Source organism: Dactylosporangium darangshiense (assembly GCF_039537565.1).
Taxonomy (GTDB): domain Bacteria; phylum Actinomycetota; class Actinomycetes; order Mycobacteriales; family Micromonosporaceae; genus Dactylosporangium; species Dactylosporangium darangshiense.
In genome coordinates this window covers 43,414-55,185 of record NZ_BAABAT010000058.1, presented here as the reverse complement: position 1 = coordinate 55,185, position 11,772 = coordinate 43,414, and the positions used below count along the sequence as shown (strand labels likewise).

The following is an 11,772-nucleotide window of genomic DNA, read 5'->3' as shown; positions in this document are numbered from 1 at the left end:
CATGCACGTCACGACCGGGATCACGACGCGGGCTTGTCGACCGCACAGCTGTAGGCATGACCATGATTGTCTTGCCCACCAACGGCATCGACCCGCAACGACTCACCGCAAAATCGAAAGATCTTTAAGGGGGACACCACCTCCACCTACTTCGAAACCGGCGAGGCCGACGACCCGGTCGGCCGCGACGAGCATGGCCGCCGCGTCGGCGGCGACGACGAGCCGGTCAGCGAGGCGGGATTTCGCAGTTTCGGCAAGTCCAAGGACCACCGCGACGACCTGCCCCAGGTGATCGTGGGCATGGCCGTGACCCGCGACGGGATCCCGGTGCGCTGCTGGTGCTGGCCCAATGCCGTTGCGTTAAGCGACTTGCGGCATACTCAGCCCGCGATGGATGGATCTTGGCGGCCTGAGATCGGGTTGGGGGCACCGACCCGATGGTGTCCCCCTGAACTGGTCGAGGCGGCGATCGACAAGGGTGGCCGGCGGGAAGAGCGACGCAGACTGCTTGCGGCGCGGACGATGGTGTACTTCGAACTCGCTCGGTGCCTGTATCCCGGCCAAGGATACGAGCAGGTCTTCGACCATCTCCTGCCCGACGATGTCGATCTGCCCTCGGCAAGGTCGTGGCCGGTTGTGAACAAGTCCTCGCTGTGCCGTGCCAGGTCCAGGCTGGGCGCGGCGGTGCTGGAGACCGTGTTCCGCGCCGTTGCCGGGCCGATCGCGCAGCCGGACACCTGTGCGCCGGCGTTTTGGCGTGGTCTGCGGCTGGAGGCGTTCGACGGCACCGTGTTGGATGTCGCGGATACTCCCGAGAACGCCGAGGAGTTCACGCGCCCCGCCGGCAGCTGCGGGGTAGGCGGGTACCCGCAGGCCCGGGTGGTCGCGCTGGTTGAGTGCGGCACGCACGCCCTGGTCGAAGCCGCGATAGGGGGCCGTCAGCAGGGCGAAACAACGTTGGCCATGAACTTGGCCGGCTCGGCCGGACCGGGCACCCTTGTGCTGGCCGACCGCAACATGCTCGGTGTTCCACTGTGGAACGCCTTCGTCGAAGCCGGAGCGCAGCTCCTGTGGCGGCTGAAGAAGACCGTCGCCAAGAAACCGCACGCAGTACTGGACGACGGGAGCTATCTGGCTCGGGTTCGACTGGACAAGCACACGGCAGCAGCGCTGCGCCGGGAGGGCAAGGGCGTGCCCAGCGCTATCACGGTCCGGGTGGTCGAGTACACCCTCGACGGCAGTGACGAGGTCTATCGGCTGGCCACATCCCTACTTGATCCCGAAACCGCACCCGCCGGGGAGCTCGCCGCCCTGTATCACGAACGTTGGGAGTCCGAGGGCGTACTCGCCGAGGTGAAGACAGTCCAATGTGGACCGCAAGGCGTGCTGCGCTCGGCTCGGCCTGACGGGATACGGCAGGAGATCTGGGCCCACCTGACCGTCCATCACCTGACCAGGGACCTGATACAGCATGCCGCGACCGGAGCGAACCGGTCGTTCGATCCACAGCGAATGTCGTTTCGCCGCGCACAGCACCTCGTTCGCCGCAGCATGGTCGCCGCGCCTCGACCTGCACAGCGGCACCGCGCAGCAGAACACGTTGCTGCCAGACTGGCGGCCAAGCCCAACCCGGACCGTCGGCCGCGCAGTTACCCCCGCGCCATCAAGCGGCGCACAACGCCCTATCCGACGAAGACCGCCAAGATGCGTGGGACCAGGCCCGATCCCAACTTTGGCCTCACAATCCACCGTCGACCGCTGTAAAGGCAACGGCATTGGGTGCTGGCCGGGCAACACCGCCGACTCCGCCCTGATCCGCCAGGTCAAGACCGACATGCGCGCGTGGAGCCTGGCCCGGGTGGTCTGGGTCGCTGACCGCGGGTTCGCCTCCGCGGCCAACCGCCGCATCCTGCAGCAGAGCGGCGGGCACTACATCCTCGGCGAGAAGCTGCGCGGCGGAACCCCGGCCGCCGACGCCGCCCTATCGAGGCAGGGCCGCTACCAGACCGTCCGCGACAGCCTGCAGGTCAAGGAAGTCCGCCTCGCCCCCGACCTGGCCGACGACCGGTTCGTCGTCTGCTACAACCCCGCAGAAGCCGAACGCGACGCCGCCACCCGGGCCCGTCACGTTGCGGCACTGACCGATCTGATCGACGGCACCGACACCCTGCCCCGGCCCCGGCGCGACGAACTCGCCGGGGTGATCTCCACCAAGCCCCACAGTTCAACGCCTGTTTTCGAGGACTAGGACTGCTACTCATCTGTGGAACCCGGGTTTCCGGCCTGCGCACCGGGACGCCTTACTTCGCACCCGCCTCGCCGCGGTGCGGCGAACCTTCCTCAGCGTGCCTATCGGTCGACGCCCGGGAGGCGAGTCGCCGCGCCCATCAGCAACAGCAGCACAACTACACGATTGGAGAAACGAATGCGTCGCACGACTCGACTGATCGCCAGCACGCTCGTCCTTGGGGCGGTCGTAGCTGGTGGAGCTGTGGCCAGGAGTGCCACGGCCTCGGCGTCCAACAAGACTTGGTTCCCCGAACAGGTACATCTCAAGCTCACGCCGTCGACACCGCAACTTGCCGCCTGCATGCCCAATGTCCGAGTCAACGTCGACGTCCAGCTGACCACCGAACGGCTGGGATTCGACACCTTCACGGTCAACGCCTTCAATCTGCCGCCGAACACGACGTTCACGGTCTTCCTGCTGCAACAGGCAGGCCCGCCGTTCGGGGCCGCCGAATACATCGGCGACTTCACATCCGACTGGCGCGGCCGCGCGCTCAACAGCTTCAAGCTGATCGTCCAGGCACCGGCGGCCTCTTCGCAGGCCTGCCCAGGACGGCGCGCGCGGTCCTGATGGGCCTCGGTTCCACCACAGTGCGGCTCGTGACCCCGGCCGTGAACCACGAGAACCTGACCGCGCTCCTGCGACTCCTGGAATCCGGCGAGGTCAAGGTGGTCATCGACCAGACCTACGCGCTCGGCCAAGCGGCGAGCGCCGTCAGGCACATGCTCGACCATCACGCCAGCGGCAAGATCGCGATCGTGGTGTAGCGGCCGGGGCCGGCGGCGCGCTCGGGCGCGGCGGCTCACCAGCTGTGCAGCGTGCCGTCCTCGAGGCGGTTCACCGGCAGCGACGCGGGGCGGTACGGGTACTGCGCGGCGAGCTCCTCGTCGATGTCGACGCCGAGGCCCGGCGTCTCGGCGGGCTGCAGGTAGCCGCCGGCGTAGTGGTACCCGTGCGGGAAGACCGCGTCGGTGGCCTCGGTGTGCCGCATGTACTCCTGCAGCCCGAAGTTCGGGATGGCCACGTCGAGGTGCAGCGCGGCGGCCATGCAGACCGGCGAGAGGTCGGTGGCCCCGTGGGACCCGGACCGCACGTGGTGCAGCGCGGCGAGGTCGAAGATGCGGCGCAGGTGCGAGATGCCGCCGGCGTGCACGACCGTCGTGCGGATGTAGTCGATGAGCTGTTCGCGGATGAGCTGCTCGCAGTCCCAGATCGTGTTGAAGACCTCGCCGACCGCGATCGGGGTGGTGGTGTTCCGGCGGATCAGCCGGAAGCCCTCCTGCAGCTCGGCCGGGACCGGGTCCTCCATCCAGGTCAGCGCGTACGGCTCCAGGCTCTTGCCGAGCCGGGCGGCCTCGATCGGGGTGAGCCGGTGGTGCACGTCGTGCAGGAGCTTGAGCGTCGGGCCGAACTCCTCGCGCACCCGGGCGAACACCGACGGCACGTGCGCGAGGTAGCGCTCGGTCGACCACACGTTCTCGGTCGGCACCGCCGCGTCGGCCGGCTCGTAGAACGTCTTGTCGTGGCTTACCCCGTAGGTGCTGGCCAGCCCGGGCACCCCGGTCTGCACCCGCACCGCCCGGTAGCCCATCTCGACGTAGCGGGCCACCTCGACCAGCACGTCGTCGACCGTCTCGCCGTTGGCGTGGCCGTAGACCGTCACGCCGTCGCGGGAGCGGCCGCCGAGCAGCTTGTAGACCGGCAGCCCGGCGACCTTGCCCAGGATGTCCCACAGCGCGGTGTCCACGGCGGCGATCGCGCTCATCGTCACCGGGCCGCGGCGCCAGTACGCGCCCTTGTAGAGGTACTGCCAGGTGTCCTCGATCCGGCTCGGGTCGCGCCCGATGAGCAGCGGGGCGACGTGGTCGCGCAGGTACGACGCGACCGCCAGTTCACGGCCGTTGAGCGTGGCGTCACCCAGCCCGTACACGCCCTCGTCCGTGACGATCTTCAGCGTGACGAAGTTGCGGTCCGGGCACGTGACGATGACGCGGACGTCGGCGATCTTCATGCGGATCCCTCGTGGTTCGAAGTGCGCGCCGGGCGGTCCGGGGCCGGGCCGGTCGATCCGCGCACCATCAGCTGGGCGAACAACTCGCGGCGCGCGGTTGCGGCGCGGTCGGGGTGCTCCAGCAACTGCAGCAGGAGCTCCACCCCGGCCCGGCCCGTCTCCTCAACGGGCTGGGCCAGAGTGGTCAGCGCCGGGCTCACCATCCCGGCGAAGACGATGTCGTCGAAGCCGACCACGCTGATGTCGCCCGGAACGGCGACGCCCCGCGCGTTGAACCGGTTGAGCAGGCCCAGGGCCACCAGGTCGTTGTAGGCGACGACGGCGGTGACACCCGCGGCCAGCACCAGGTCGGCGGCGGCCACACCGCCGGTGAACTGCGGCGCGACCGCCGCGACCTCCACCAGCTCGACGCCCGCCGCGGCGGTGGTCACGCGCAGTGCGCGCAGCCGCTCGCGGTTGGACCAGGCCAGGCGCGGCCCGGCGACGTACCCGATGCGGCGGTGCCCCAGCGCGACGAGATGCGCCACGGCCTGCCGGACGGCGTCGCCGTTGTCGACGGTCACCGACGGGACGCGGCCGATGCGCCGGTGGAGCAGCACGATCGGCGTGTCGCCGCAGGCGTCGAGCAGCTCGGCCTCGCTCGTGCGGGGTGAGCAGAGCAGAATCCCGTCGACCTGCTTGCCGAGTGCGCGAATGAGGTCGACCTCGGCCGCGTCCCGCTCGTCGGTGTCGGCGAGGAAGATGGAGTAGTCGGCCTGCCGCGCCCGGACCTGCACGCTCTTGACCACGCCGGGGAAGAACGGGTTGGTGAGGTCGGGCACGATCAGGCCGATGTTGCCGGTGCGACCGGTGATGAGCCCGCGCGCGGCCCGGTTGGGGTGATAACCGAGCTCGCCCGCGGCCCGTTGGACGCGTTCCCGCGTCCGCGGCAGCACCAGATCGGGCATGGACAGCGCCCGGCTGACCGTCGACGCCGAGACGCCGGCCGCGCGGGCGACGTCCTTGATCGTGACGGGCATCGGGCCTCCCGGTCTTTCCTGCCGTTGCGCTGCTGAGCAGTCTGAAATCCTTTGCACAACGTGTCAAGGCCGCCTCCCTGTCCAGCCCTTGACCTGAGCAGCCCCAGCCTTCATCGTTATGAAAAGGTTTGCAGCAAGGAGGCTCCCCCCGTGAAACGACAGGACCTGCACGCCGCCTGGCTGCCACCCGCAGCGTTCCGGTCCGTCGGCTCCCGGCACACCGTGGTCCACGGCGACGGCCCCCTCCTCGACACCGTCCTGGCCGAGCTGCGCGAGGCCGCCGGGCGCTACGGCGGCACGGTGCGCCACGGGGACGGCGCGGAGCCGGTCGACCTGGTCCTCGCCCTGTCCGCGGTGCCGGCCGAGTCCGGCGGTACCGGAGACGAGGGCTTCGTGCTGGCCCGGCGTGACGGCGTCACGACGCTGCTCGCCGACGCGCCCGCCGGGCTGCTCCACGGCCTGTTCCACGTGGTGCGCCTCGGCGAGCCGGCGTTCACCGGGGAACGCCCCGCCGAGCACCATCGGCCCGCGCTGCACCGCCGCATCGTCGACGACTGGGACAACGTCGACGTACACCCGGTGATGGGGCAGGTCGAGCGCGGCTACGCCGGCGGCTCCATCGTCTGGCGCGACGGCGCGCTGCGGGAGGACCTCAGCCGCGTCGCCGGCTATGCCCGGCTGCTCGCCTGCTGCGGGATCAACGGCCTCGTCGTCAACAACGTCAACGTCCACGCGAGCGAGGCGCACCTGCTCACCGACCGGCTCGGCGAGGTCGCGGCGGTCGCCGGCCTGCTGCGGCCCTACGGCATCCGGATCCACCTGTCGGTCAACTTCGCCTCGCCGGTACAGCTCGGCGGGCTGCCCACCGCCGACCCGCTCGACGAGCGGGTGCGCGAGTGGTGGGCGCACACCACCCGCGGGGTTTACGAGACCATCCCCGACTTCGGCGGGTACCTGGTGAAGGCCGACTCGGAGGGGCAGCCCGGCCCGTTCGCCTACGGGCGGACCCACGCCGACGGGGCGAACATGCTCGCCGACGCGCTCGCCCCATTCGGCGGCGTGGTGCACTGGCGCGCCTTCGTCTACAACCACCGCCAGGACTGGCGAGACCGCGGCACCGACCGGGCCCGGGCCGCGTACGACCACTTCGTCCCGCTCGACGGCGAGTTCCGCGACAACGCCGTGCTCCAGGTCAAGCACGGCCCGCTGGACTTCCAGACCCGCGAGCCGGTGTCCCCGGTGATCACCGCCATGCCCCGGACCCGGGTGGCGGTCGAGCTGCAGGCCACCCAGGAGTACACGGGCCAGCAGCGGCACGTGTGCTACCTGGCCCCGATGTGGCGCACGGTACTGGGCTTCCGGCCCTGGGGCGAGGATCGACCCGACGTGGCGCAGGTGGCGGCGGGCGGCGGGCTGGTCGGCGTCTCCAACGTCGGCGACGACCCCTACTGGACCGGTCATCCGCTGGCGCAGGCCAACCTCTACGCCTTCGGCCGGCTCGCCTGGGATCCGACGCTCGACCCGGCGGCGATCCTCGACGAGTGGATCGAGCTGACCTTCCGGCCGGACGACACCGCCGACCCGCAGACCCTGCGGCGCACCCTGCACGAGCTGATGGACGGTTCCTGGCAGACATACGAGCAGTACACCGCGCCGCTCGGTGTGGGCTTCATGGTCAGCCCGGGCAGCCACTACGGGCCCTCCGTCGACGGCTACGAGTACAGCCCGTGGGGCACCTACCACTTCGCGGACCGCGACGGCATCGGCGTGGACCGCACCCGGGCCACCGGCACCGGCTACACCGGCCAGTACCCGGCACCCTGGTCCGACATCTACGAGTCACCGGACACCTGCCCCGACGAGCTGCTGCTCTTCTTCCACCACGTGCCGTACCACCACGTGCTGCACAGCGGGCGCACCGTCATCCAGCACATCTACGACACGCACTTCGAAGGCGCCCGGCGCACCGAGCGGATGCGCGAGCTGTGGCGCGACCTGCCGGCCGGGCTGGTCGACCCGGCGCTGTACGCCCGGGTGAGCGAGCGGCTGGACGAGCAGGTGCGCAGCGCACACGAGTGGCGGGACCAGATCAACACCTACTTCTTGCGCAAGTCCGGCGTCCCCGACGCGCACGGCCGGCGCATCTACTGAGGCGCCACCATGCGCACTACAACGACACCGGCCGGCTCGAGCGTGATCGAGCCGGCCACGGCCGCCCCGGTGAGCAGGTCCACCCCGGGCGCCGGCAGCGCCACGGTGGCGCTGCCGGTGTCCGAGTGGTTGAGCAGGAACAGGTACGCGGCGCCGTCGTGGACCCGGCGGGTCGCCTCCACGTGCTCCGGCGCGCCGGCCACCACCGGGGCGACCCCGGCGACGCTGACCGCCTCCAGCAGGGTGTCCCGCAGCGCGGCCTCGGCCAGCCGGGTGCCGATGTAGACCACGCGGCCCTCCCCCACCGTGTTCTCCACGATCGCGGCCCGGCCGTCCAGGTCGCCGCCGACGTAGCTGCCGAGCACCCGGGCGGTCTCCGGGTGCAGGCTGTCCTGCCACCAGTCCGCGGTGCTCAGCGTCCCGTCGGCGGACCGGACGGTGAACGTCTCCCCCTCGCGGGCCGGCCAGTATTCGTCGATGTACGCGCCGATGAGCCGGCGCAGCGCACCCGGGTACGCCGGCTGGCGGACCTGGTTCGCCAGGTCCACCACGCCGGAGAAGAACGAGCAGACCAGCGTCCCGCCGCCGGCGACGAACTCCTCCAGCGCCGCCGCGAAGCCGTCGCTGATCAGGTAGGCGTTGGGCACCACCACGACGCGGTAGCGGCTCAGGTCGGAGCCGAAGGAGATCAGGTCCACCGCGTGCTGGGCCTGCAGCAGCGGGCGGTAGTGCTCGGTGGTCAGCTTCGGGTAGTCGAAGTCGTTGCGCGGCAGGCCGTACGTGGTCTCCAGGCCCCACCAGGCGTTCCAGTCGAAGAGCACGGCGACCTGCGCGGTGGAGGTGGAGCCGAGCGCCTCGGCGATGCGGGGCAGCTCGTTGCCGAGCGCCTCCACCTCCTTCCAGCTGCGCGCCCGCGTTCCCGAGTGGGGCAGCATCGCGGAGTGGAACCGTTCGTGGCCGCCGCGCCCGGCGCGCCACTGGAAGTACAGGACGCTGTCCGCGCCGTGCGCGATCGCCTGGTAGGAGCCGAGCCGCATCCGGCCGGGACGCTTGACGTTGTTGACCTTCCACTGCGAGACGCTGCTGGCCGCCTGCTCCATGAGGATCCAGGGCTCGCCGCGCAGCGAGCGCATCAGGTCGAAGTTGAGCGCCGCCGCGACGTGCGAGTCGGCCTGCCCCGGGTCGGGGTAGATGTCCAGCGCGACGGCGTCCTCGGCGGCGGCCCAGGCCCAGTAGTCGGCGCGGCGGTAGAAGCGCATGAAGTTGGTCAGCACCGGGATGTCGTCGCGGTACTCCCGGACGATGTCGCGCTCCGCGACGAAGCACTCCAGCAGCGCGTCGGAGACGAACCGCTGGTAGTCCAGCCGGCGGGTGGGGTTGGACCAGGAGCGCGGCAGCTCCGGCGGGTTCACCTGCTCCCAGGAGGTGTAGCGCTGCCCCCAGAACCGGGTGTACCAGGCGTCGTTGAGCCCGTCCAGGTTCCCGTACCGGCGCCGCAGCCATTGCCGGAACGCGGCCGCGCTGCTGGGCGTGTACGCAACCGGCCCGTACTCGTTGCTGATGTGCCACATGGCCAGCGCCGGGTGCTGCGAGTACCGCTGCGCCAGCATGCGGGTGATCCGGGCGGCGGCGCTGCGGTAGTGCACCGAGGTGGGGTCGAAGTGCAGCCGGTTGCCGAACCCGAAGGTGGTGCCGTCCTCCACCACCGGCAGTACCTCCGGGTGCTCGTGGCTGAGCCACACCGGCGGCGCCATGGTGGGAGTGGCGAGGTCGACGCTGATGCCGGCGTCGTGCAGCAGGTCCATCACCTCGTCCAGCCACTCGGGCGTGAACCGTCCCGGCTCCGGCTCCAGCGACGCCCAGGCGAACACGCCGAGGGTGACCAGGTTGACCCCGGCCCGCCGCATGAGCTGGACATCCTCCTTCCACACCGCGGGCTCCCACTGTTCGGGGTTGTAGTCGCCGCCGAAGGCGAAGCCGCCGAGGCGAGCGCGGAACGCGGCCATGCGAGGGTTCACGGTTGTCCCTTTGCGGTGAAGGTCCCTATGCGGTGAACTGGTCCCGGACGAGCGTGGTCATCGGCCGGCTGGTGTGCAGCAGCGCCAGGGCGAGCAGCGAGCCCAGCAGCGCGAGCACCGCCTCGGACGCGACCGCCGTGACGATGACCGCCACCGCGAGCAGGCCGGCGTTGCCCAGGGCCACCAAGGGGGTCCGGACCAGGCAGTAGAAGGCGAGCCGCGCGACGTCGACGGCTCGGAACGCGAAGAGCGAGGTGATCACCAGCGCGTTGACCGCCCACAGGGTGACCACCACGGCGACCACTGCGAGCAGCACCGCCCACCAGCGCGGGATGCCGGCCGCCTCGACATGGGTCAGGTTCACGCCGATCACGGTCATGAAGGCCAGCCACGGCACCCAGATCTTCAGCGCGCCGACCGCGTTGAGCCGGTACCCCCGCCAGAACGCCGACGCCGGCGCCAGGTCGGTCAGGTCCCGGCGGCGGTGTTGCAGCGCGTAGAGCGCGGCCGACAGCGCCGGGCCCAATGGCAACGCGCAGGCGGCGGCGAGCGGCACGTTGCTGGCGTCGCGGTCGAGCAGAATCAGCGCCACGAGGCCGGGCAGGGTCGTGACCACCAGCAGGAGCTCCACGACGAGCAGGGTGTAGACGAACGAGGCCACGCGGGAGAGCGGCCCCTCGCCGAACTGCCGTCCCGCCTCGGTCATCGCGGTCACCGCTCGTGCCCGAGCAGCCGGGACTCGTCCCACCAGGGCGGGGTCTCGTCGGCCACGGCGGTGATCTCGACCAGGCTGACCTCGTGCCGGGACAGCGTCAGGTCGAGCTCGACCCGGCCGCCCACGATCGGCAGGCTCCGGTGGCCGCGCACCGGCTCGGCCAGCTCGCGCAGCGTGTCCAGCTGCGCCGGGCGCGGCGAGCGCGGCCGTCCCAGCTCCGCCCAGGCCGTCCAGGCGTTGCCGGCCTCCTCGTTGACGGTGGATCGGACCATCGCGGCCGAGGTGGTCTGCGCGGTGCCGACCGGAATCGAGAGCTGCACCCGGTGCGCGCCGCCGGAGGCCGGGCTCGGGTACGGCTGGGTGACGTCGACCGGCGCCCAGGCCAGCACGCTCACCCGCCCGCCGGCGTCCCTGGTCACCAGGTGGTCGTCGCCGCGCGCCAGGATCTCGTCGCCCATCCGGGCGAGGAAGGCGTAGAGGTGGTACGTCGGCTTCTTCACCTGGCGGTGGGTGAGCAGCCCGAAGCCGCCGTGGAACAGCGACGTCGGCACTCCGACCTCCTCGAACATGTCGCTGAAGGTCCAGTAGGAGAAGGAGTCCACCAGGTCGCCGCCGTGTGCCAGGACCGGTGCCAGGTAGGCGGCGTGGAAGGCGGTGTCGTGGATCGGGTTGTCCGGCCGGTACGAGGAGTTGAACTCGGTGATGTGCACCGGCAGGCCGGCCAGCGCGCTGCCGGCCAGCGCCTGGCGCGGCTGGGCGAACTGCTCCAGCAGGTGCCCGGCCGGCTGCAAGGTCTGGTGCACCCCGAAGGGCACGTGCTGCGCGGGACCGGAGGTGTAGGCGTGCCGGCTGACGAAGTCGACGGGGACCGAACGGTCGGTCACGAACTCGGCGAAGCGCACCAGCCACTCGTCCGAGCCGGGTGAGATCGCCGGCCCGCCCACCTGCAACGCGGCGTCAACCTCCTTGACCGCGTGCGCGGTGACCTCGTAGAGGTGGTGGTACGCCTCGGGATCGGCGTCGCGCCAGAACTCCTTGAGATTGGGCTCGTTCCACACCTCGATCGGCCAGGTGCGCACCTCGTCCAGCCCGTACCGGTCGACCAGGTGCCCGACGGTGGCGCGGACCAGCTCGGCCCACTCCGCGAAGGACCGCGGCGGGGTGACGTTGCCCTGCCACCAGAACACCGTCTGGTCGCCGGAGGCCAGCGCCGATGGCATGAAGCCCAGCTCCAGGAAGGGCCGGATGCCCAGCTCGAGGTAGGCGTCGACGACCTGGTCGACGTAGCCGAACCCGTAGCGCACCTGTCGTGCGCCGCGGTACTCGTACGGTTGGTAGATGCCGACGCCGTCGCTGAGCAGCCCGTGGCCGCGGATGTGGCGGAAACCGATGTCCCGCTGGATCAGCGCGAGCGAGTCCTGGTAGTCGCGCCGCAGCGCCAGCTCGAACCGGCCGGTGCCGACGCAGAACCGCCAAGCCTCGGTCAGCCGGCCGGAGGGCCGGTCGGAAACGACGATCGCCACTGCTACTTCCCGCCTGTCCTGTGCTGTCGTACCGGTACGGCCGCG

9 protein-coding genes and 2 pseudogenes are annotated in these 11,772 nt (G+C 70.8%); 6 read left to right on the top strand and 5 right to left on the bottom strand.

What is annotated here, in order from left to right:
• Window positions 1–132: 132 nt before the first annotated feature.
• The 5 genes and pseudogenes from ABD901_RS59350 to ABD901_RS51470 form a co-directional block, all read left to right on the top strand.
• Window positions 133–348, top strand: a pseudogene (locus ABD901_RS59350) (IS1634 family transposase); the annotation flags it as partial.
• Window positions 349–390: 42 nt separating this feature from the next.
• Window positions 391–1,764: an IS4 family transposase gene (locus ABD901_RS51485; protein WP_425556847.1), complete on the top strand. Its 1,374-nt coding sequence runs from the start codon at window positions 391–393 to the stop codon at window positions 1,762–1,764.
• A gap of 16 nt (window positions 1,765–1,780) precedes the next feature.
• Window positions 1,781–2,218, top strand: a pseudogene (locus ABD901_RS51480) (IS1634 family transposase); the annotation flags it as partial.
• A gap of 207 nt (window positions 2,219–2,425) precedes the next feature.
• Window positions 2,426–2,860, top strand: coding sequence for a hypothetical protein (locus tag ABD901_RS51475; protein WP_345141291.1), 435 nt, complete (start codon window positions 2,426–2,428; stop codon window positions 2,858–2,860).
• Entirely contained in the window at window positions 2,860–3,057 is a 198-nt protein-coding gene (locus tag ABD901_RS51470; RefSeq protein ID WP_486303875.1) for a zinc-binding dehydrogenase, read from the top strand. Before ABD901_RS51475 ends, ABD901_RS51470 begins: the two co-directional genes overlap by 1 nt.
• Window positions 3,058–3,092: 35 nt before the next feature.
• Here the strand turns inward: ABD901_RS51470 and manD are convergent, their stop codons facing one another.
• Together manD and ABD901_RS51460 are read right to left on the bottom strand one after the other, a co-directional pair.
• Window positions 3,093–4,301, bottom strand: coding sequence for a D-mannonate dehydratase ManD (gene manD, locus ABD901_RS51465; protein WP_345141285.1), 1,209 nt, complete (start codon window positions 4,299–4,301; stop codon window positions 3,093–3,095).
• The gene (locus ABD901_RS51460; protein ID WP_345141282.1) at window positions 4,298–5,320 is read right to left on the bottom strand and encodes a LacI family DNA-binding transcriptional regulator; all 1,023 of its coding nucleotides are present in this window, start codon (window positions 5,318–5,320) and stop codon (window positions 4,298–4,300) included. Before ABD901_RS51460 ends, manD begins: the two co-directional genes overlap by 4 nt.
• A gap of 150 nt (window positions 5,321–5,470) precedes the next feature.
• Here ABD901_RS51460 and ABD901_RS51455 point away from each other — a divergent pair, with 150 nt between their 5' ends.
• Window positions 5,471–7,471 (top strand): alpha-glucuronidase, encoded by a 2,001-nt coding sequence (locus ABD901_RS51455; RefSeq protein ID WP_345141279.1) that lies wholly within the window; start codon window positions 5,471–5,473, stop codon window positions 7,469–7,471.
• On the opposite strand, the gene ABD901_RS51450 is transcribed toward ABD901_RS51455, so the two are convergent.
• The 3 genes from ABD901_RS51450 to ABD901_RS51440 are packed head-to-tail and all read right to left on the bottom strand — an operon-like array spanning window position 7,465 to window position 11,727.
• On the bottom strand, window positions 7,465–9,489 hold the full coding sequence (locus ABD901_RS51450) for a beta-galactosidase (protein WP_345141276.1): 2,025 nt from the start codon (window positions 9,487–9,489) through the stop codon (window positions 7,465–7,467). The genes ABD901_RS51455 and ABD901_RS51450 overlap by 7 nt on opposite strands.
• Before the next feature lie 25 nt (window positions 9,490–9,514).
• On the bottom strand, window positions 9,515–10,195 hold the full coding sequence (locus ABD901_RS51445; RefSeq protein ID WP_345141272.1) for a YesL family protein: 681 nt from the start codon (window positions 10,193–10,195) through the stop codon (window positions 9,515–9,517).
• Between the two features lie 5 nt (window positions 10,196–10,200).
• A complete protein-coding gene (locus ABD901_RS51440) occupies window positions 10,201–11,727 on the bottom strand; it encodes a GH39 family glycosyl hydrolase (protein WP_345141268.1) in 1,527 nt (508 codons plus the stop codon).
• Window positions 11,728–11,772 lie beyond the last annotated feature (45 nt).